A 19,769-nucleotide genomic window follows, 5' to 3' on the forward strand; every position below is an offset into this window, starting at 1 on the left:
CCGGCGATGCACCTGCTCACTGCAAGTATCCAAGCTGTTCGAGCCGCGCCTTTCGCTGGCCACCGATCGCGACCGAGCCGTCGGGGTCGGCGTGATCGAACGCGGACAGCCAGTCGTCGAGGCGGCGCTCTAATCTGCGGACGACGCGCGGATTCGACGCCGCGACGTCGCGCTGTTCGTCGGGATCGGTCGCGACGTCGTACAGTTCCGTCGTCCCGTCCGACCCCCGGACGAGTTTGTACTCGGCGGTCCGAATCGCTCGCAACGACCGGTCGAGATCGTAGACCGACGCGGGCAGGTCTCCGACGTGGTGTTCGAGCGCGTCGATCGACGGGACGGGGCCCCGATACTCGCTGACGACGAATGCGCGGGGGTCGGCGTCGGCGGTCGGGTGGATGGAGCGGCCCTGAAATCCCGCCCGCGCGTCGGGGGCCTCGACACCGGCCGCGTCGAGCAGCGTCGGCACGATGTCGGCCAGACTCACGAACTCATGCAGGTCGCCCCACCCCTCGAACGCGCCGCCGCTGATCACGAGCGGGACGTGAACGAGCGAATCATAGAGACAGTACTGGTGGTCCATCAGCCCGTGATCGCCGAGGTTCTCGCCGTGGTCGGCGACGACGACGAAGACGGTGTTTTCGAGTTCGCCGGCGTCGGCGAGTGCCGCCCTGACCGCCGCGATCTGTTCGTCGATGTGGGCGATCTCGGCGCGATACAGTCCGCGCAAGGCGCGAAAGTCTCGATCGGACATCGACACGTGGCCGGCGAGATACCCCCAGGGCGCCTGGGAGACCGCGATCGCCTCCTCGTACCCGATGTCCTCGGGGAGGTGGGCCGCCGCGAGTCGCCGGGGCGGGCGATAGTCGAGGTGGGGTTCGATGTAGTTCGCGAGCAAGAAGAAGGGGCGCTCGGCCGACCGGTCGGCCACCCAGTCGCGAATCCACCGGGTGGTTCGCTCCGCGCCGTCGTCGCCGCGGTGGTCCCGGTACAGGCGATACAGTGCGTTCGTGGTGTTGACGAGGGGATTCCCCTCGAACAGTGTGCTGGCGACGGTGTGCAGTCGGTCCTCGTCGGTCACGTCGACGAGTTCGCTCAACGAGGTCGACGACTGGAGGAGTTGCCACATGTGATGAAAGTCGTCGAACCCCCGTTCGAACCCCGATTCGGCGGCCAGCCAGGTGTTGTTCGAGACACACTGCGTCTCGTAGCCCGCCTCCGAGAGGAGTCCGGGGAGCGTCGGAAGCGCGTCGTCGAGGAACTCGTGGTCGGCGTGCGCGCCGTGTTTCGAGGGGACGGTGCCGGTCAGAATCGACGCGTGTGAGGGGAGTGTCCACGGCGCGGTGGCGAACGCGTTCGTCGCGCGCAGTCCCCGATCCCCGAGCGCGGCGAGTGTCGGGGCGACCGAGTCGTCGTACGCGTCGTCGACGCGCGTCGTGTCCGTGACGAACAGCACGATGTTCGGCGGTGCAGCCATTGACCACCGATCGAGGGCGACGGGGAAATCTAAACGGTGCCTACCGGCGGTATCGGACGGTCTACCCGGCGGCCAAGCTGGATCACGACGGCGGCTGCACCGGGTGGCGGGCGCACGTGCTCACGAGCCAGCCGAGCAGGAGAGTCACACCCTGGGGGTCCGGGACGCGGACCGACGCGGCCGTCGGGCGATCGCCCACCAAGACGCCGAACCCCGCGGGTTCCGCCGCGCGAAAGGCGTCCTCGTCGGTGATATCGTCGCCCACGGCCAGGACGCACGCCCCGGGCCGGCGCTCGCGGAGGCGGTCGACGATGCGATCCTTGCCGACCGCGACGGCCGGGCGAACCTCGACGATCTGCTTGCCGGGGTGGCATTCGAGGCCGTCGACCGCGTCGACGACCGCTGTCGTCGTCTCGCGCACCGTCGAGACTGCCGATTCGGGGACGCACCGGGTGTGGACCGTCGCGGTCAGGCCCTTGTCCTCGACCGTACAGCCGGGCACGTCGGCCAGGCGAGATTCGAGGGTCTCGACGGTCGCATCGAGTGTCCGGGTCGCGCCCTGGGCGGCCTCGACGACCTCCCGTCCGTCCGGGCCCTCGAACGCGAGGCCGTGGTTGCCGGCGTAGTGGACGCCCGTGAGGCCGACACGAGCGCGGAGGTCGTCGAGCGACCGGCCGCTCACGACGGCGACCGTGACGCTCGGCGTGTCGACCAGTTCCCGGAGGAGTCGCCGGTTCGCCGGGAGCATCGTCGCGTCGTCGGGGTCCTCGACGATGGGCGCGAGCGTGCCGTCGAAGTCGAGACAGACGATCAGGCCGTCTGCGCTCGCGAGCGCCGCCCGCACGCGCGACAGCCATTCGTGATCGAGTCGCGGCGCTCGATCAGTTGGGGCGGACATTGTGGTGGGTCCGCGATTCCCGGACGTCGTCGGCGGTCGCTGCGGCCTCGTCGAGCCACCACGCGAGGTCGGTCTCGTGGACCGCCCGGCGGAGACGCCGCATCCGCCGCCAGCGCTCGGCGTCGTCCATCTCGATCGCGCGTTCGATCGCTTCGGCCGCTCGATCCGTATCGTAGGGATCGAACGCGACGGCGGCCTCCCCCAGTTGCTCGTAGGCACCTGTAAAGGGGCTGAGCAACAGCACACCGTCGGAGTCGACCTGCGCGGCGACGTACTCTTTGGCGACGAGGTTCATCCCGTCCCGGAGCGGGCTGACGATGGCCATGTCGCTGTGTCTGTACAGCGAGTAGAGGACGTCCCGATCGAGCGTCCGTGTGGTGTACACCACCGGCGACCACTCGTCGGTCCCGAAGCGGTCGTTCAGCGCCCGAATGCGGTCCTCGACGGTCTCTCGGAGGCGCTGATAGGCAGGAATGCCCTCCCGAGACGGCGCTCCCTTCTGGATGTACGTGAACTCACCGCGCAGATCGGGGCGGGTCTCGAACAGCCGTTCGAGCGCGTCCAGACGCCTGGGGATGCCTTTCGTGTAATCGAGGCGGTCGACGCCGATGGCGACGGTCTCCTCACCGACGTCGTGTCTGGCGCGGAACTGCGCCCAGGCGACCGAGTCGTCCGCGGCGACGGTGTCCCGGATCGTCGGGGCGTCGACTCCGAGCGGGATCGCCGCGAGCTGTGTGGTCCGGCCCTCGGAGACGACGCTGTCGGTGTCCCAGTCGACGGTCGCACCGTCGCAGTGCTGGTCGACACACTGCAGAAAGTTCGCACAGTACCGGGGCGTGTGAAAGACGAGGAGGTCGTTGCCCAACAGGCCGTCGAGGATCGCCTCGCTTTGCGGACAGAGGCGGAACACGTCCGGCGCGGGCCAGGGGATGTGAAAGAACTGCATCTGGAAGGCGTCGGGGGCGGCCGCTCTGACCATCCGCGGCGCGAGCACGAAGTGATAGTCCTGGAACCAGACGGTGGTGTCGCTGTCGACGTGGCCGCTGACCACGTCGGCGAACTGCGCGTTGACGTCGCGATACTGCTCCCAGTGGTCGGTCTCGAAGCTCACCCGGCCGGTCGCCGTGTGACAGAGCGGCCAGAGCGCCTGGTTGGCGTAGCCCTCGTAATACCCGCGGACCTCATAGTCGGTGAGACCGATTCGTTCGAGCGTGTAAGCCGGGTCCGACGGAGGGACCTGCACCTGATCGTCACCGTCGACGACGTCGAAATCGGCGTCACCGTCGCCCCAGGCGATCCACGTCCCGTCGGTCCGCTGCATCACCGGGTCGATGGCGCTCGCCAGCCCACCCACGGGCGTATCGACCGTGACCTTGCCGTCGTCGTACTCGTGTCGGTAGGGCTGGCGATTGGACACGAGCACCAGATCGTCGATCGCCACGGTGGCGTCGTCTCGACGGTCGACCTCGACTGCCTCTCCTGTGTGAGTCATTGCCGTGGACCTTCTTATCGGCTACGGGGAAAGAACGCACACCCGGCGTGTACAAGCCATTTATATTCCGTGGGGTACCGCTCGGCCAGCGAGTCGGGACAGGCCCGCGAGACCAGTGATTAGAGGGCTCACGACGTCGACACGGGAGAGAACCGGTGGACGATCGCGCTTCGGAACGACGGGGGGAATAGCGGCCCTCGCAGCCACATCCACGCCAGCGATCCACGGCGGAAGCGTCCGCGCGGGGTTCAGCGACCACCGGTTCGGAGTCAGCGCACGACCGGCGAGGACCTGCGGACCGGCACGCGATATTCGCTCGGAGTCGAGTGGCCAGCGACTGACCGGACGTGAACACACGTGTCAGTGCCGTCGCTCACGCCGAGACCGACCCGGACGCCCCACTCGTCTCGACGTGGCGGGCCAGGATCCGTGCGTTCCAGGCGTTAGCCTTCCAGACGGCGTCGAAGACGGACCCGAGCACCGGGACCGAACCGACGACCAGGTCGATCGCCACGTAGGCACTCATGCGCGCGAGCGTCAGCACCCCCACGCCGAGACGGACCGCTTCGAGGAGGATGTACACCGAGAACAGGGCCGCGACCGTGTCGCCAGCGATGGGGAGCACGCCGATGATCGGGTCGAGACCGATCCGCTGGTCCGTCCCCGGAATCCGGACGGCATCGTCGAGCACGCGACCGACCAGTTCGACGCGACGGACGGCCGGATGCGTGGCCGCTCCGGTGGCATCGGCCGCTCCGGTGGCGTCGGCCGCTCCGGTGGCGTCGGCCGCTCCGGTGGCGTCGGCCGCTCCGGTGGCGTCGGCCGCTCCAACGGCGTCACTCGATGCGTGTCGCATAGGGGTTCCACGTCGGCCCGACCGATACCAGTTGCCCCCGCGTCCGCAAGCGCTGGCCCGCGATCGGTGCGCCGAATACATCGTGAACGGCGACCGCGATATCGTCTCGAAACCGTGGTGAGACGGGCAGTAACGACTGACGAACTAAACCGGCGGCGGTCGATCGTCGCCCATGGACGAGCACCCAGCGATCGAGAGAGCGATAGAACCGGGCGAGCGAATCTACGACGGCGACGGACGACTGCTCGGCCACGTCAGCGGCCCGACCGAAGACGGGTTCGAAATCGCGCCGATCGACGACGACGCCGAAGAACTTCCCGGCCAGGAGTTCGGTGAAGGGTATCTGATGTGGCGGTGTTCGGAGTGCGGCGAGATGGGCGACATCGACGACGGGATGCCCGACCAGTGTCCGGTCTGTGACGCGCCACGAGAAGCGATCGAGAAAGTGCGCGAAGACTGAGCGGGACCCCGACGCTGAGACCCTACGTATGCACGAGGAGACAGACGAACTGACGGTATCGAAGCGTGACCCCGCCGGTGAGAGCCGGGTGGCACAGTGGGTACTGCTCGATGGCAACCGCCTCGTGATCACGGCGCTCCTGGTCGTCGCGATGTTCGTCTCCTTTGTCGGCGTCGTCGGAACGCTCGGGCCGCCCTTTGCCGATCAGATCGCTGCCGAGGACACGATCGAGACGATCTTCGCGACGATGCTGACGGTGATCGTGACCGGGACGACGCTGGTCGTCACGATCGGCCAACTGGTGTTGACCCAGGAGAACGGTCCGCTCGGCGACCAGCGCGACCGGATGGACGGGTCGATGGCCGTCCGGGAGTCCGTCGCGGAGTTGACCGGCGCACCGAGCCCACTCGATCCAGCGGCGTTCCTGCAGGTGATTCTCCAGACTGCGGCCCAGCGTGCGGAGGCCCTCCGCGCGTCGGTCGGAGACACCACCGATGGGATCGGTGCGGAGATCGACGAACTGGCCTCGAACGTTCTCACGGACGCCGAGACGGCCTGCAAGCGACTGGACGGCGCGCAGTTCGGGACGTTCGAGGTCATCGCCGCCGCGCTCGGGTTCGACTACAGCACGAAGCTCTATCAGCTCGAACGGATCGTCGACAACGACAGTGAGACGCTGGACGCGGCGGACCGCCAGCACCTCGCGGAGCTTTCGGCGGCGCTCGAACTGTTCGGCCCCGCCCGGGAGCACATCAAGACACTGTATTTCCAGTGGGCGCTGATCGACCTCTCACAGTGGATTCTCTACGCGGCGGTCCCGGCGCTCGCCGTCGCGGGGGTCATGGTCGGCGTCGTCGACGCCGGGACCGTCCCGGGCGCGACGCTCGGTATCGATCACATCGTGATCGTCGTCGGGGCCGCCTTCGCGGTGACGCTCGTTCCGTTCATGCTCTTTGTCGCGTCCGTCCTCCGGATCCTCACCGTGGCGAAACGAACGCTCGCCATCGAGCCGTTGCTCTTGCGAGAGTGATCGGCGTGACCGACGCCCATCGCGTCGGACTCGTCGAGCGAGCAGCCCCGACGAGTGACGCGGGCGGTCGTCTCGATATGTCCTTCCTACGGACGCGTTCGATCGGCCCGGCCCCGGAGACCGCCGACTGCCGGCCGCGACCGGGGGCCAGACCGCCACGAGACGGCGAGCCCCGAGCGCCCGTCTCAAACGGACGTAATCCGACGATACGGACCGCTTACTCCCGTAATACCCCAGGCATAACTATACCCAATCGAGGCCCATACTGTGGTATGATCTGCCTCACCGATACATCCGAACGGGAGTCAGACTCGTGACGCCAGACACCGACGAGTCCGTCGCCTCCGAGACCGACGATCCCGAGACCCGATCGTCCAAAACCAGCGAGTCCGCCGCGGCCGAGACCGACGGGTCGGGGGCTCAATCGCCCGACGCCGGCGATTCCGTCACGGCCGAGACCGACGGGTCGACGGCGCTCTCGCCCGACGACGTCTTCGAAATCCTGAGCAACCACCGCCGGCGGATGGTGTTGTACTACCTCCGCCATCACGGCGACAGTGCGACGGTGAACGAACTCGCTGACGAGATCGCCGCGATGGAAAACGAGGTCGAAGTCGACGAGATCACCAGCCAGCAGCGCAAGCGCGTGTACGTCTCACTGTACCAGACCCACCTGCCGAAAATGGACGATCACGACGTCCTCGAATACGACCAGGACGAGGGGGCAGTCAGTCTCGGCCCCCAGAGCGCGACGATCGACCGGTATCTCGGCGGCGGCGCGGTCAGCTCGAACCCGTGGACGCTCCGGCATCTCGCCGTCGTCCTGTTCGGCGGGACGATCCTCGCGCTCTCGCTGTTCGGCGTCCCCGGTTTCGACGCCATCCCCTCGAACTGGGCCGGCCTCGGCCTCCTTTTTTTGTACGTGACGTCGGCCGGGTCGGGCTATTTCTTCCAGAAGCGACGAACCAATGAGATTCCGCTGGAGACCGACTACCCGAACAAGTAGGCCGACTCACCGACACTCGTCGAGGCGTTCGATGGCGTCCGGATCCACGACGACGAACTCGGCGTCTGAACTGTGATCGTCCTCGCTGGGCAGGAAAATGTACTTCTCGCCGCCTTCCTCGACGTGGACGACGGTCAGTGCGACTCCTTCGAACGGGGGGTCGGTTCGATCGGGCGTGGCCGATCCGGTCGTGTCGCTGTCGACACGACTCATCGTCGGCGCTCCATCGTTCGACCCTGTCGCCAGCGTCGATGGTCGGTGCCGTCGGGGCGCGTATCCATAGCTAGTAGGGGGGGCTTACGAAAGATAACAGTTCGGACGAGATACAGTCCCGATCCGGACTGAAACGATCTGTGCTCCGTTCAGGTTCCGACGCGATCGGTCCGTTTCGCCATCAAATCGAGGGGGCCCCAGACGGAACGTCACGCACTGCCTACCGACGAGAATGGGGTGCATACTGTGATCCCGACCGATCCAGTGGGACGCGAAACCGGCGTAAGATGTGAGTACAGCCGGTATCACCCGCATACCTGAAAGGGCCGGACTCGAACACTGAGACAGCCTCGGTCGCGGGTCTCGACACACCCTGGCCGACGACACCACCCATGATCCATCTCCACACCCTCGATCCGTGCTCGCCCACCCACCGCCCGCCGGCCGCCCGACAGCGGCCCACCGGAGGCGACGATGACTGACGACTGGGAGACCGTCGGCCACGTCGTCAGCTCGACCTATCGCGTCGACGCCCTGGAGCGACTCGCGGAGTCGCCGGCGCCGCCGTCGACGATCGCAGACGACACCGGGTCGGCCGTCTCGCACGTCTCACGGGCGCTGCAGGACCTCCGTGAGAAGGGGTTGGTCGACCTGCTCGTCCCGGAATCGCGGAAGAAAGGACGGATCTACGGCATCACTGACGCGGGCCGTGAGGTCTGGGAGACCATCGAGGCCGAGAACCTGGCCTGAGTGTGGGTGTGTCGGTGTCGTCGAGCGGTCCGCCGAGCCGAGCGCCCCCCGTCGAACTCCGCCGCCGAGCCGAACGGTCCCGTCCACAGCGATTGCTTTCGTCCGCGTCGAGTGCTCTGGGTGTTGAGTGCTCCTGAGTGGCGACCTGTTTCGTCGAATCCCGACCCACGAGCCCGTGGGCTCGATCAGATCGGTCACAGCGGAGTTCGACGAGCACCGACAGGGCGGTCCGTCGAAAAAAGTGGCCGTCAGCTACTCGTCGTTCAGCGTCTCTCCCTCGGGGAGGAGGATCTCGGGCGAGCGTTTGTACTTCGGCGTCGATGCGAACTCAGCGATGCGTTGCCGTTCGGTTTCGGACAGGGAACCGTCCATACACAGACCTCTGGAGACCCAACCGAATTAGTATACGTACCATACAGTTCCAGTGAGATCGGAACGAAGTCCCTACTCGCGGCGTTCGATGGTCTCGAATGGTGTCGAACGGATCGCTACCGGTCGTTCGGAGGAACAGAGCTCGTCTCGGGACCGATCACCGCATCGCTTCGGCGTCACAGTACGACCCCTCGCGGGCGGTGATCCACGCGGTCGTCTGTCGGGCTTCGTCCACCTCGCGTGGCGAGACCGTACACTCGTCTGGCGCGTGATCGTGACTGACGACGACGGCTTCGAGCTGACAGACCCGGGCAGGGCGACGGACGACGTCCATGGTTCGACCGACGACGGTCGAGGACTTCGTTACAACCTCCATACCACCGGTCACCCGGGACGGACCGGCCGCTCCCCCGGGTAGGCGACGCATTCCAAATGGACTACCGGGCCGATCGCGACCATGTTCGGCACCAGCGGCATTCGCGGCCCAGTCGGAGACCAGGTCACGGGCGCGCTCGCGCTCGATCTCGGACGCGCGCTCGGGGCGACCAGCGATCGAGTCGTCGTCGGGCGCGACGTCCGCGAGAGCGGCGACGCGCTCGCCCGGGCGGCCATCGCGGGGATCCAGGAGGCCGGCAGCAACGTGATCGACGTCGGCGTCGAGTCCACCCCGACGATCGCCCGGTCGGTCCGCCCGCTCGACGCCGACGCGGGCCTGGTCGTCACTGCCTCGCACAACCCACCCGCAGACAACGGCTTCAAATGCTGGTCCCGAGACGCCAGCGCGTTCGACGCCGACGAGATCGAGGCCCTCGAAGCGGTGATGGCAGAGAGCCAGCGGGCGACGGTCCCGGCCGACGAGATGGGGACCGTCCGGACGGTCGAGCACGCCCGCGCGGACCACCGCGACCGGCTTCCGACCGACGGCCTCGACGCGTCGGTCGTCGTCGACGTCGGCACGGGCACCGGCCAGGTGACCAGTGAGGCGCTCCGCGCGGGCGGGTGTGCGGTCCACACCCTCGACGCCGACCGCGACGGGCGCTTCCCCGCCCGGCCGAGCGAGCCGACCGCCGAGACCTGCGGGACGCTCGCCGCACTCGTCGGGGCCACCGACGCCGACCTGGGGGTCGCCCACGACGGCGACGCCGATCGAATGATGGCCGTCGACGAGACCGGTCGGTTCGTCTCCGGCGACGAGTTGCTCGGTGTGTTCGCGAGTGCGACGCCGCCCGGATCGTCGGTCGCCGCGCCGATCAACGCCAGCGCGCTCGTCGAGGACGTCACGGACGGCGCGGTCGTCCGGACCGCGGTCGGCGACGGAGCGGTGGCCGAGGCCACTCGCCAGCCCGAGGTGGCGTTCGGCGGCGAGCCCAGCGGCGCGTGGATCTGGCCCGCCGAGACCTACTGTCCCGACGGCCACCTCGCGGCCTGCCGACTCGTCCAGTTGGTCACCCAAGGCCCGTCGCTGGCCGAGCGCGTCGCCGCGCTCCCGAGTTACGCGACGCGACGAGCCTCGATCGAGTGTGCGGACAAGCGCGCGGTCATGGACGCAGTCGAAGCGGGGGTGCGCGAGCGATTCGACGACGTGACCGACGTGGACGGCGTTCGGGTCGATCTGTCGGACGGATGGTTTTTGATCCGTGCGAGCGGGACTCAGCCGCTCGTGCGGGTGACCGCCGAGGCCGAGACCGACGCGCGCGCCGACGCGGTCTTCGACGAGGCGCGATCGATCGTCGAGGAGGCTGTCGAGCCGCCGGTCATCGACGGAGACGACTGACGAGCGTGGGTCGCGTCGTGGCTGCCGTCGCGAGGTCGCTGACGGTTCGAGGTCGCCGACACGTCGCAACGCCTGCCGCTTCGAGAGTACCCGACAAACCTCGCCACCAGATCAGCACGAACGTTTTTCGTGTCAGTGCACGACTGTGAATCCGTGCCCGACCGTGCTCGACAGCCGTCGATGGAGTGTGACGCGCCCGTTCACGTGACGGCGATGCCGAACGGTCCAGCCTGCAATCTCGACTGTGCGTACTGCTATTATCTCGATACGGCGGCCCTGTATCCCGAGCGGTCATCGTCCAAGATGTCCCTGGAGACGCTCGAAGCGTTCACCGAACAGTACATCGAAGCGCATCCCGGTCCAGAGGTGACGTTCACCTGGCAGGGTGGTGAGCCCACCCTCCGCGGCCTGGAGTTCTATCGACGAGCCGTCGAGTTCCAACGACAGTACGCGCCAGCCACCACGCGAGTTGTGAACACGTTCCAGACCAACGGCACCCGACTCGACGACGACTGGTGTCGGTTTTTCGCCGCGAACGATTTCCTCGTCGGGATCAGCATCGACGGGCCGCCCGCCCTCCACGACCGGTATCGCAGGACCCCCGCGGGCGGCCCGACGTTCGAGGCGGTCGAAGCGGGCCTCTCGCGCCTCCAGAACCACGGTGTCGAACACAACGTGCTCTGTGTCGTCACCGCCCTCAACAGCCAGTACCCACGGCGGGTGTACGAGTTCTTTGCGGAACTGGGCGTCGACTGGCTCCAGTTCATCCCCCTGGTCGAGCCCCGCGACGGGGCGGCAGGCCCGCCACCCGGGACGGGCCCGACCGATCGCGACGGAACGGCGGGCCCCGACCCGGAGCCCTCGTGGCCGGCCCACGACTGGGTCCGCGAGCGACACACGCCGGCCGCGGCGTCGGACGCTGACAGCGTGCTCGACCGGGCTCGCGAGGCTCCAGTCACGGACCGGAGCGTCGATCCCGCGGCCTACGGGGCGTTCATGCAGGCCATCTTCGAGCACTGGGTCCGCAACGACGTCGGAGAGCGGTCCGTCAGGTTGTTCGAGCACTGCGTTCAGGTCGCGCTCGGCGGGCCAGCCAGGTCTTGCGTCCTGAGTGAGACCTGCGGGACCCAGGTCGCGCTCGAACACACCGGCGACGTCTACGCCTGCGATCACTACGTCGAGCCGGCGTTTCATCGAGGCAACATTCACGACGAGCATCTCGCAACGATGGTCGACAGCGACACACAACGCGCGTTCGGCAGGGACAAACGCGAGGGTCTCCCGGAGCGCTGTCGACGATGCCCGGTCCGGGAGTTCTGTCACGGCGGCTGTCCGAAAGACCGCCACCTCAAGACCCCCCGCGAGTCGGGGCTCAACTATCTGTGTGCGGGGTATCGGCGGTTTTTCACCCACGTTCAGCCGTATCTGGAGCTGTTCGAGCGGACGATCGACGCGGGCAAGCCCCCCGCGTTCGTCATGGATGCGGTGGCGGCCCTCGACGACCGGGGGTGAGGGAGATCACGAATCGGTCAACGCGCTCGGTCTCGAATTCTTGTTCCGAAACGTCGTTCAGAAACGGTTGACAGTCGTTCTCGTGATGGCCTGAATTGTCCACGCGCACTGTCGGTATTAGAAACTTTGATTAGTGTTATATACACAATTTAACTACAGATATGCCACTACTTAGCGAAAATACCGTTACCGAGATTATCGCCGGTATGGCGCTCGTTTGCTTGCTTTTGACCCTGATTGCAGTCGGCATCACAGTGCATGACATCATTTCTGGTGTCGCTATTGACCCGCTCTCTATCTCGTTACCTCTCCTCTCAACCGCAGCACTATTCGGAGCACTTTCCCAAAGGAACAGAAATTAGTGATCAGCCCGATCTCGGATCGGTATGGAATTCAAAGAGTACGCGATTTTATTTGTACTTGACGTGATTGCCACCGTGGTTGGAATCTTTGTGTGGACCGCTTGGAGTTCGTTCTAATCAGCAGTGTCTTCCGACGCGAAGTGACTCGCCTGTATCCGGCCGATTCTCCGCCGAGGCTACGATCTCGCACTGCGGAATGCACGCCCTGAACCTGGACGGAATCTTGCTCTGGTTTGCGTCGAGGTTGCACCGATCTATGTGACGCGGCGGGCGTCGATCGAGTGTGGGGGGGGAGACAAAGCAGAATTGACTGGTCGGAACGTGTGCGAGTCGGTCAGTTCGGAGCCTTCGATGGGATGGTGAACAGGGCCATGAGAGTGAGCGCAAGATAGAGCCCAGTGCCGTGAATGAGCGTTTCAGCGAGGAGTTCCTCTGGTGTGCTGATTTCGATAATGTGAGTGACCCACATGTGACTGAGATTGATGAGCAAGGCGAGGATGGAAGCGGCCACCGCCCGGCGAACGCTGAGAAGAGGACTCGTCCGTAGCTGTTCGATCACACTGTCGAGTATTTCCCGAAGTGGGATAGTCTTACCCAGTGTCCGGCGATTCAATCCCTTTCAGACAGTGAATTCAAAAGATCATAATTAGATAATATTATTATTTGTCATTCCATGAGATGAGAGTTCAGTTATTACAAATATTCATTTTTAATTTTTTAATATGTTATATTCCATTTGCCTCTACTGCTCATGGGGAAACCATCATAGTGGTAAGAAACACATCAAATTAGACAACTTCAATGTCCAGGATAGTCATATCACCATTCAGAGCGTCTTCCATATAGACACGCTGATCAAGTACTCCGCTTGGTGACTTGTCCTTCGTGATTTCAAGAGGAAAATAGAAACTTGATGACTCAACATTATCGCAAACTATCACATTATTCTCCTCATCATAAACTGAGTTCCCCGGTGCGTACTGGGGCACAACACTCAATGAGCCAGTGGAATTAAACCGTAGCTTGTACTCCTCCGTTTCGTTATCAAAAATTATGGTAACAAGCACTTTTGCGGTGGGCGCATCTCTATCTTCGCCTGTCTTTGGCACCACCGAATTTTTCCGTTTTAGACGATGGTCCGTTGAGTCAGGCTCAATAGGATTCCATTCAACAACAACGTGGAACGGACGGTTCTTCCACCAATAAACGCCTGCCGGAACAATGTAAGTCCCGATCGCAACAATAACCAACAGATAATACACCCATGCTTCGGTCAAGAAAGGTAAAATATTTGGAAGAAGTTTGTTGCTTGAACTACTGCCGAAGAATACTGTAAAGAGCCAGAACACCGACGAGATGGGCGAACTATAGGCAAACCAAACAGACTTATGATATTCCTTTAAAAACAACCATAGCCGCCTCGGAGCAGAGTTTTCCAAAGAAGGCATTCAAAAAATCATCTCTCCGCCATCACCGACTCAAAAATTTGGATTACATATTCGCGCTCCCTCCCGTCGCATGATTGTATTTCAAGCGAGTCATCATGGTAACGCACGCGAATTGCTTCCCCATCCAACGTAAATTCGAGAACCGCAAGTTCAACCGGGTACTTGCCCTTCATATCGTCCCACTCGACATCTATCTCCATCGCAGATTTGATGCGGCCACTCGGGGTGATTACTTTGAGGTCTCGAAGATTCCCCCTCTCAATAAACTGCCAGACACGATTCTGATTGGGTACAAAATTCTTTTTGATTTCAGCGTCTCCATTTATAGCCTGATTGAGTGAACTGAATATCTTCTTTGGGCGAGGGCGGTCATTCTGCGTGTGAAGAATGGCCATTCCAGACCCAGTGCGCATCTGGAAGGACCCCTCGCCCGTTTCAGGATCACCGAAGCGTGGTGAGGATTCATAATAGTATTCCCCACGCACAATGGTCTGGTCAGGGAATGGGTAGTCCGGAAGCTCATCGAACTCTAAAGGGTATTCCGGGTCCTCTTGGAGATCGATCCGAATTTCTTCCGATTCCGGAGACTGGGAAGTATCAAGACCGCGCCCAACGCTCGCTTGACGGACGCTTTCAACCCCCATAGTTTACCTTTGAATCTACGTGTGGGGTACTCATACTTGTTGTCCCTACTTTGTTCACCAGCCCCTAAAGATAGTTGAAATCGGTTGGGTCCGCCGTTACCCCCCGTTTTTCCTCATATTCATTGATGAGGTCGTCAACATCGAACGAAAACTCTGCATTGTTCCTTGCAGCAGTCTCAGCAAGATCGTCAAAGAACGAGAGAGGCGGATATTTGTCCATTCGGTCCATATCATCTCTCCATTCTTGATAGAGACTTACGAACTCCGAAACAAATCGCAGCGCGAGCAAAACACGTTTGAGTTTTGTTTCTGCGTCTTTGATCGCTCCCGCCACCTTTACGTGAATACGTCCTTCCGTCCGTATTTGTACCTTCAGTGAAGAACCATTCACAGCAAAAAACCCTTCCAACATACGGAACTGCATCTCCTGCAGGAGAGCTGCAATAATTGGTAAGGACTCAGCAATATTCGAAGAATCTTCAATTCTACCACGATGCCCGAACTGCTCAAGGTCACCGTAAACCTCCGAAGAACTCAGGTCCTCGACCGAAATCGGGCCAGGGATATACTCTCCCGGCTTGCTATGGCGATAAAGAAGCCAGAGGAAGAAGTCAGGGTCAAACTCAAGATTGTCTACATCAACATGATCACCCATAGCAGATCTGATGCGTCGTTCTGTGGGATCAACCTTACCCTGAGAACCTTGAATCAGAATGAAATTTGGGTACATCCAGTATACGTAGGCCTCTTCAGTGGACCTCACCCAGGCATTAGTTTGATCCCCTTCCTCGTCAACGAACTCGTAATCACCGGCGTATTTCTCCCAGATATACCTCCGATCAATCACTGAATTTGCAGTTTCCAGCAGTTCATCACCAATTACATTCGGTGAGTCTTGGTCAAGTGCAGTGTTCTGGTCCTCCGCAATATCGGCCAGATTAATTTGACTGAAACCTTCTTTTTTATTGCTAGGACTGCCCCGGGAAAATGGTGGCAAGTCATCAAGTAATTGAGAGCGTATTTCCGTCGGGTCTTCGGCATTCACACTTGCCTCTCGAAGACCATTAAACACCAGTCTACCATTATAATCAAACTCAGAGATCTCCTGTGACATCCTTACTTATCACTAACCACCATTGGTCACATAAATCTGGTTGTGTTATCAGTAGTTACGATATAACATGAATCTATTTTAGATAGTGAATGACTTCATCAAGAATAAATTGGAGGTAGTCCTTCGATTCGTAATTGCTCGGTTGGTAGATCTCAAAGTACCCGCTTTCGGCCATATTAGCTTTTAACATCTGTCCATCGTAAGGATACTCAACTCCCAGCTGATTGAGGTTAGATTCGTGAAGAACACCACTCAATTCGTCGTCGCTTAGGAGATCAGTGCCGTGAACAACTCCGTTTTCTGCGTTCCCCAAGTGACCGTAGAACCCAACCTTCCAGGGGTCAGAATCGTCCTCATGATCTGCCGCGAAGCCCGAGAGATTGATCTCAGCACGCTCAATATTGGTATTCGTCTGCGACCCAATCATTGAATATGCGAACGAACCAGCTCCACTATCTACAACAACCACTTCACCAGGAACCGTAAGAAACTCAGTATAAGAGGGGACTTTCTGGGGCTCCTCGTATATTGAAATTTCCCCGTTTTGAATCATTACCTGCTCCCTGTCTTTGACTTGCTCCATAGCCGCATGTCCATAGTAAGCTTCAATTCCGCTAGGCAGTGTGAATCCTCGCCTAACGTCTATGCACCGCTTCAATTCGAAATCTCCTTGCTTAACAGTAGTTTCGAAAGACTCCAGTGCATCAAAATTCCCATCGACAGTCCCGATTACTCCGGCCTTCATAACTCTATAAATACATACTCCACTCTAAACACTAAGGTTTAGGGGATACACATCACAGCGGTGTTCAGATAACCGCCGTATAAGAGTTCCTCCATCCTGACGGTTACGATCGTATCCTGGTGGATCGAAAGAGCGAGCCTGTTTCGAGAACCCCGATGAAGTAAGCACTACAGGGTGCAAAGCACCCGAAGCGCGCAGCGAGTCGCGGGACCGAAACTGGCGAGGGCTTTCAAAGAAGACCCAGCTATTTCGAACGCTTGTCTGAACGCAATCGAGACGCCTCACTGGCGTTCGGCGTCTCGCTTTGCTCCGCGGCTCTCGGTGGTCGCCGCTCCGCTTCGAGGTTGCTCCCGGCGGTCGTCGCCTCGCTTTGCTCCACGGCTCGCGATCGCTCACCGCTTCGATTCGAGGCGACTCCCGTCGGTCGTCGCCTCGCTCGTCTCCACGGCTCGCTCTGCTCCGCGGCTCCCGGTGGTCGCCGTTCCGGTTCGAGGTTGCTCCCTGCGGTCGCAACCTCGCTAGCCACCGGCTACTAACGAGTACTCCCACCGTCCACCCGAGCGTGCACGTCATCATCCTCGCCGCCGGACGCGGCACGCGCATGCGGCCGCTATCGGACGCGATGCCGAAACCACTCCTCCCGGTCGCGAACCGGCCGATCGTCACCCGCGTCGCCGACGCCGCCGTCGAAGCCGGGGCCGACCGGCTCTCGATCGTCGTCGGCTACCGCCACGAACTGATCGTCGACGCGCTGGGATCGAGCCATCGCGGCTGTCCGATCGAGTACGCGATCCAGGAACGGCGCGACGGCACCGCCGCGGCCGTCGAGACCGCCATCGATCACGTCGAAGGGCCGTTCGCAGTGCTCAACGGCGACAACGTCTACGACCCCGCGAGTCTCGAAAAGCTGTTCGCGGCGGCCCCCGCCGTCGGGACGACCGAGGTCGAGAATCCCGAAAGCTACGGCGTCGTCTCGACGAACGGCGATCGGGTCACCGGCGTCGTCGAGAAGCCCGTCGATCCGCCCTCGAATCTCGTGACCACCGGCGCGTACGCCTTCCCAGCGGTCGCGAGTGCGCTGCTCGACGTCGGCCCGAGCGAGCGCGGCGAGCGCGAACTCACCGACGTCGTCCGCCGACTCGTCGACGACTGGCCGGTGACGACGGTGCCGATCGACCGCTGGGCCGACGTCGGCCATCCCTGGGACCTGCTCGCCGTCACCGAGACGCTGCTGGGCGACGTCGAGCGCCGAATCGACGGGACGGTCCACGACGACGCGACCGTCGAGGGACGCGTCGTCGTCGAAGCGGGGGCGGAAATCGGTCCTGGCGTCGCCATCGAGGGGCCCGTGATCGTCGGGCAAGACGCGGCCGTCGGGCCGAACGCCTACCTCCGGCCGGGGACGGTCCTCGGGACAGGCGCTTCGGTCGGGCACAGCGTCGAGGTGAAAAACAGCGTTCTGATGGCGGACGCAGCGGCCAACCACCTCGCGTACGTCGGTGACAGCGTCGTCGGGCCGGACGCGAACCTCGGCGCGGGGACGATCACCGCGAACCTGCGTCACGACGAACGCCCGGTGCTGGCCGGGGCCGACGCCGAGCCGACCGGCCGCCGAAAGTTCGGCGCGGTGATCGGCCCCGCGGCCAAGACCGGCATCGACACCTGCCTCGACCCGGGCGCGGTCGTCCCGGCCGACGGGCGGACCAGGCCCGGCCAGACGATCGCGCGCGACGCGTTCGAACTCGACCCCGTCGAGGTCGCGCCGCCGGTCGAGACACAGACCACGCCACGCGTCGATCGCTGAAAAACGGAAGGGGAGGGAGTGACACCTGCCGGGGTTGCGGTGGCAGGAATCCGGAGTACGACTGCCGGCGACCGGCACCCGACTCCGGGCATTGCACTCTGAGAGCGCCACACCCCTAAGGGGCGGACATTTTCACGCGGCAGATCGTTGTGATAAACAGGGTTACCGATCGGGGACGGCGATCGTCGCCCCATCCACTCGACCAGTGGACAGTGTCAGCGATCGACGACGACGGTCCCGTCGGCCCGAACGGTAATCGTACAGTCGAGATACGAAAAGCGGACGACCGCCTCCGCGGATCGGTCCGCACTCGATCGAATCAGCCGATCGAGCGCGTCGGGATCGATCGCCTCGTAGAGCGGGTCGAGCGTCGTCGGATCGCGATCAGTCGCGTACGCGACGGTCTCGACGACCGCCGTGCTCGGGGCCACGTCCTCGAAATCGAACGTCTCCCGACCGTCGGCCTGGTCGCTCGTCACGATCCGTCCTCCGGGGACCGATGTCCCGTGCCGTTCGAGCGTCGACTGGCCATAAATTAGCTACTGGCGAGAGCCACATTTGCCCCCTTCGGTTCGGCCAGACCACCCCCGATCGATGAGGTGAGACCGGCCACGGCTCAGGCGGCCGGCGGGACCAGCGCCGCGAGCGCGTCGGGGTCGACGCGATAGGCCCGGATCGAATCGTCGTCGACGTGCGCGTAGATCACGCCGGTGTCTTCGAGTTCGCGAAAGGCGCTCGCGAACGTGATCGTGCGCGCCGCCGGATCGTCGATCAGCGGCCGATCGGAAACCCACTCGACGGTGCCCGTCTCGGTATTGTAGACCATCATCCCGACCGCGAAGGTGCCGAAGCGGTCGCGTCCGGCGACCCGCTCGGTGGCCGACCGGCCGTTGAGCAGGCCGACCCGCCGGTCGGGCCCCAGATCGACGAACGATCGGGGGAGCAGCGGCCCCGTCGAGAGGTGGCCCGCACACCAGTCGTGGGGCAGATCGTCCGGGTGGAGCGCGACGCCGCCGTAGCGCCAGGGCGTGCCGAGATCGGTCGCGGTCGCCGTCCGGAGCACCGAGTACGTCCGGCCGTCGCGGCGATCGCTCGACTCGACGAGGTTGTGCCGGACGCCCGCCCGCGTCAGCGGCGCGACGGCGAGTTCTTTCGCACCCGCGTGGTCGGGTTCCGGCCCGAGCGTCGGGGCGGTCATCGAGAGCGTGTCGATGTCGGGGCCTTCCGCGTGCCCGAGATACATCGAGAGCGTGTCGCTCGATCGGTCGAGCAGCGGGATCGTACAGTAGAGGTGGACCGTCCCGTCTTCGCGCCAGAGGTTGGGGTCCTCGAAGCCCAGAAACGTCCGGTCCTCGGCCTCGGGCAGGCCCGCGACGACAGACTGCGCTCCGTCGATTTCGATCGCGCCCTCGATCCGGGCGTCGTACGGCGAGTCCATCGCGACGGTGTACAGCCGACTCCGGTCGACGAACCCGGGTTCGTCGACGCGCCCGTCGCGGTCGACGATCGCCCGGACGACGCCACGGCTGGCCGACCCCTGGGGATCGAAATGCAGCGCCATGACGTGCTCGAAGCGGTCGCCCGACGTCAGCACCGGCTCGGAAACGCAGTCGACCGCGCCGGCGATCACGGACATCGCGATTCCCTCCGGACGCGATATCGAGCCGTCTGGACCGCCGGTAGGCGCCGTTTACCCCGTCCCAGAGATCGTGATCGATTCATATACCGAGAGAAAGGCGAGTCTACTCAAAGAGGCTTCCTGCGGGATGCGATCCGGCTGTCGTCCGGTTGACGACGGATCGTGACCAGGCGCAG

20 protein-coding genes are annotated in these 19,769 nt (G+C 63.1%); 7 read left to right on the top strand and 13 right to left on the bottom strand.

What is annotated here, in order from left to right:
- Positions 1 to 16: 16 nt before the first annotated feature.
- From HARCEL1_RS11735 to HARCEL1_RS11750, 4 genes are all read right to left on the bottom strand, one after another.
- Positions 17 to 1,474 (bottom strand): sulfatase, encoded by a 1,458-nt coding sequence (locus tag HARCEL1_RS11735; RefSeq protein ID WP_108383777.1) that lies wholly within the window; start codon positions 1,472 to 1,474, stop codon positions 17 to 19.
- An 82-nt stretch (positions 1,475 to 1,556) separates the two neighbouring features.
- Positions 1,557 to 2,372, bottom strand: a complete 816-nt coding sequence (otsB, locus tag HARCEL1_RS11740) for a trehalose-phosphatase (RefSeq protein ID WP_108383778.1) — start codon at positions 2,370 to 2,372, stop codon at positions 1,557 to 1,559.
- Positions 2,356 to 3,864: an alpha,alpha-trehalose-phosphate synthase (UDP-forming) gene (locus HARCEL1_RS11745; RefSeq protein ID WP_108383779.1), complete on the bottom strand. Its 1,509-nt coding sequence runs from the start codon at positions 3,862 to 3,864 to the stop codon at positions 2,356 to 2,358. The genes otsB and HARCEL1_RS11745 overlap by 17 nt, the downstream gene beginning before the upstream one ends.
- Before the next feature lie 373 nt (positions 3,865 to 4,237).
- Entirely contained in the window at positions 4,238 to 4,720 is a 483-nt protein-coding gene (locus tag HARCEL1_RS11750; protein ID WP_108383780.1) for a DUF4112 domain-containing protein, read from the bottom strand.
- A gap of 172 nt (positions 4,721 to 4,892) precedes the next feature.
- Between HARCEL1_RS11750 and HARCEL1_RS11755 the strand changes: the two genes are divergently transcribed.
- The 3 genes from HARCEL1_RS11755 (at position 4,893) to HARCEL1_RS11765 (ending at position 7,216) form a co-directional block, all read left to right on the top strand.
- The gene (locus HARCEL1_RS11755; protein WP_108383781.1) at positions 4,893 to 5,180 is read left to right on the top strand and encodes a DUF7130 family rubredoxin-like protein; all 288 of its coding nucleotides are present in this window, start codon (positions 4,893 to 4,895) and stop codon (positions 5,178 to 5,180) included.
- A 28-nt stretch (positions 5,181 to 5,208) separates the two neighbouring features.
- Positions 5,209 to 6,210, top strand: coding sequence for a hypothetical protein (locus HARCEL1_RS11760; protein WP_108383782.1), 1,002 nt, complete (start codon positions 5,209 to 5,211; stop codon positions 6,208 to 6,210).
- A gap of 313 nt (positions 6,211 to 6,523) precedes the next feature.
- Positions 6,524 to 7,216, top strand: coding sequence for a DUF7344 domain-containing protein (locus tag HARCEL1_RS11765; RefSeq protein WP_233357337.1), 693 nt, complete (start codon positions 6,524 to 6,526; stop codon positions 7,214 to 7,216).
- A 6-nt stretch (positions 7,217 to 7,222) separates the two neighbouring features.
- Here the strand turns inward: HARCEL1_RS11765 and HARCEL1_RS11770 are convergent, their stop codons facing one another.
- The gene (locus HARCEL1_RS11770) at positions 7,223 to 7,429 is read right to left on the bottom strand and encodes a hypothetical protein (protein ID WP_108383783.1); all 207 of its coding nucleotides are present in this window, start codon (positions 7,427 to 7,429) and stop codon (positions 7,223 to 7,225) included.
- 474 nt (positions 7,430 to 7,903) lie between these two features.
- On the opposite strand from HARCEL1_RS11770, the gene HARCEL1_RS11775 reads away from it, so the two are divergent.
- Positions 7,904 to 8,179, top strand: a complete 276-nt coding sequence (locus tag HARCEL1_RS11775) for a winged helix-turn-helix domain-containing protein (protein WP_108383784.1) — start codon at positions 7,904 to 7,906, stop codon at positions 8,177 to 8,179.
- A 529-nt stretch (positions 8,180 to 8,708) separates the two neighbouring features.
- On the opposite strand, the gene HARCEL1_RS13490 is transcribed toward HARCEL1_RS11775, so the two are convergent.
- Positions 8,709 to 8,927: a DUF7511 domain-containing protein gene (locus HARCEL1_RS13490; protein ID WP_159077131.1), complete on the bottom strand. Its 219-nt coding sequence runs from the start codon at positions 8,925 to 8,927 to the stop codon at positions 8,709 to 8,711.
- Between the two features lie 81 nt (positions 8,928 to 9,008).
- Here HARCEL1_RS13490 and HARCEL1_RS11780 point away from each other — a divergent pair, with 81 nt between their 5' ends.
- Both HARCEL1_RS11780 and HARCEL1_RS11785 read left to right on the top strand, forming a co-directional pair.
- Positions 9,009 to 10,325, top strand: a complete 1,317-nt coding sequence (locus tag HARCEL1_RS11780; protein ID WP_108383785.1) for a phosphopentomutase/phosphoglucosamine mutase — start codon at positions 9,009 to 9,011, stop codon at positions 10,323 to 10,325.
- A 153-nt stretch (positions 10,326 to 10,478) separates the two neighbouring features.
- On the top strand, positions 10,479 to 11,837 hold the full coding sequence (locus HARCEL1_RS11785; protein ID WP_159077132.1) for an anaerobic sulfatase maturase: 1,359 nt from the start codon (positions 10,479 to 10,481) through the stop codon (positions 11,835 to 11,837).
- A gap of 696 nt (positions 11,838 to 12,533) precedes the next feature.
- Here the strand turns inward: HARCEL1_RS11785 and HARCEL1_RS11790 are convergent.
- The 5 genes from HARCEL1_RS11790 to HARCEL1_RS11805 form a co-directional block, all read right to left on the bottom strand.
- Entirely contained in the window at positions 12,534 to 12,758 is a 225-nt protein-coding gene (locus HARCEL1_RS11790; RefSeq protein WP_108383787.1) for a hypothetical protein, read from the bottom strand.
- Positions 12,759 to 12,987: 229 nt separating this feature from the next.
- The gene (locus HARCEL1_RS13495) at positions 12,988 to 13,647 is read right to left on the bottom strand and encodes a hypothetical protein (protein WP_159077133.1); all 660 of its coding nucleotides are present in this window, start codon (positions 13,645 to 13,647) and stop codon (positions 12,988 to 12,990) included.
- An 8-nt stretch (positions 13,648 to 13,655) separates the two neighbouring features.
- Positions 13,656 to 14,291, bottom strand: a complete 636-nt coding sequence (locus HARCEL1_RS11795; protein WP_108383788.1) for a hypothetical protein — start codon at positions 14,289 to 14,291, stop codon at positions 13,656 to 13,658.
- Positions 14,292 to 14,355: 64 nt separating this feature from the next.
- The gene (locus tag HARCEL1_RS11800; RefSeq protein ID WP_159077134.1) at positions 14,356 to 15,405 is read right to left on the bottom strand and encodes a hypothetical protein; all 1,050 of its coding nucleotides are present in this window, start codon (positions 15,403 to 15,405) and stop codon (positions 14,356 to 14,358) included.
- Positions 15,406 to 15,478: 73 nt separating this feature from the next.
- A complete protein-coding gene (locus HARCEL1_RS11805) occupies positions 15,479 to 16,150 on the bottom strand; it encodes a hypothetical protein (protein ID WP_159077135.1) in 672 nt (223 codons plus the stop codon).
- Between the two features lie 562 nt (positions 16,151 to 16,712).
- Between HARCEL1_RS11805 and glmU the strand changes: the two genes are divergently transcribed.
- Complete coding sequence (glmU, locus tag HARCEL1_RS11810) at positions 16,713 to 17,954, top strand: bifunctional sugar-1-phosphate nucleotidylyltransferase/acetyltransferase (RefSeq protein WP_108383791.1); 1,242 nt, start codon at positions 16,713 to 16,715, stop codon at positions 17,952 to 17,954.
- 215 nt (positions 17,955 to 18,169) lie between these two features.
- Here glmU and HARCEL1_RS11815 read toward each other — a convergent pair whose 3' ends face one another.
- A complete protein-coding gene (locus HARCEL1_RS11815) occupies positions 18,170 to 18,433 on the bottom strand; it encodes a HalOD1 output domain-containing protein (RefSeq protein WP_233357338.1) in 264 nt (87 codons plus the stop codon).
- A gap of 137 nt (positions 18,434 to 18,570) precedes the next feature.
- Entirely contained in the window at positions 18,571 to 19,590 is a 1,020-nt protein-coding gene (locus HARCEL1_RS11820) for a hypothetical protein (RefSeq protein WP_108383792.1), read from the bottom strand.
- Positions 19,591 to 19,769: the final 179 nt, after the last annotated feature.

The organism is Halococcoides cellulosivorans (assembly GCF_003058365.1).
Taxonomy (GTDB): Archaea; Halobacteriota; Halobacteria; order Halobacteriales; family Haloarculaceae; genus Halococcoides; species Halococcoides cellulosivorans.

Bases quoted from the DNA above. Each gene is read 5' to 3' on its own strand.
- HARCEL1_RS11780 (WP_108383785.1), top strand. From the start codon at position 9,009: ATGTTCGGCACCAGCGGCATTCGCGGCCCAGTCGGAGACCAGGTCACG.
- HARCEL1_RS11745 (WP_108383779.1), bottom strand. From the start codon at position 3,864: ATGACTCACACAGGAGAGGCAGTCGAGGTCGACCGTCGAGACGACGCC.
- HARCEL1_RS11800 (WP_159077134.1), bottom strand. From the start codon at position 15,405: ATGTCACAGGAGATCTCTGAGTTTGATTATAATGGTAGACTGGTGTTT.
- HARCEL1_RS13495 (WP_159077133.1), bottom strand. From the start codon at position 13,647: ATGCCTTCTTTGGAAAACTCTGCTCCGAGGCGGCTATGGTTGTTTTTA.
- HARCEL1_RS11750 (WP_108383780.1), bottom strand. From the start codon at position 4,720: ATGCGACACGCATCGAGTGACGCCGTTGGAGCGGCCGACGCCACCGGA.
- HARCEL1_RS13490 (WP_159077131.1), bottom strand. From the start codon at position 8,927: ATGGAGGTTGTAACGAAGTCCTCGACCGTCGTCGGTCGAACCATGGAC.
- HARCEL1_RS11770 (WP_108383783.1), bottom strand. From the start codon at position 7,429: ATGAGTCGTGTCGACAGCGACACGACCGGATCGGCCACGCCCGATCGA.
- otsB (WP_108383778.1), bottom strand. From the start codon at position 2,372: ATGTCCGCCCCAACTGATCGAGCGCCGCGACTCGATCACGAATGGCTG.
- HARCEL1_RS11760 (WP_108383782.1), top strand. From the start codon at position 5,209: ATGCACGAGGAGACAGACGAACTGACGGTATCGAAGCGTGACCCCGCC.
- HARCEL1_RS11735 (WP_108383777.1), bottom strand. From the start codon at position 1,474: ATGGCTGCACCGCCGAACATCGTGCTGTTCGTCACGGACACGACGCGC.
- HARCEL1_RS11805 (WP_159077135.1), bottom strand. From the start codon at position 16,150: ATGAAGGCCGGAGTAATCGGGACTGTCGATGGGAATTTTGATGCACTG.
- HARCEL1_RS11820 (WP_108383792.1), bottom strand. From the start codon at position 19,590: ATGTCCGTGATCGCCGGCGCGGTCGACTGCGTTTCCGAGCCGGTGCTG.
- HARCEL1_RS11795 (WP_108383788.1), bottom strand. From the start codon at position 14,291: ATGGGGGTTGAAAGCGTCCGTCAAGCGAGCGTTGGGCGCGGTCTTGAT.
- HARCEL1_RS11755 (WP_108383781.1), top strand. From the start codon at position 4,893: ATGGACGAGCACCCAGCGATCGAGAGAGCGATAGAACCGGGCGAGCGA.
- HARCEL1_RS11775 (WP_108383784.1), top strand. From the start codon at position 7,904: ATGACTGACGACTGGGAGACCGTCGGCCACGTCGTCAGCTCGACCTAT.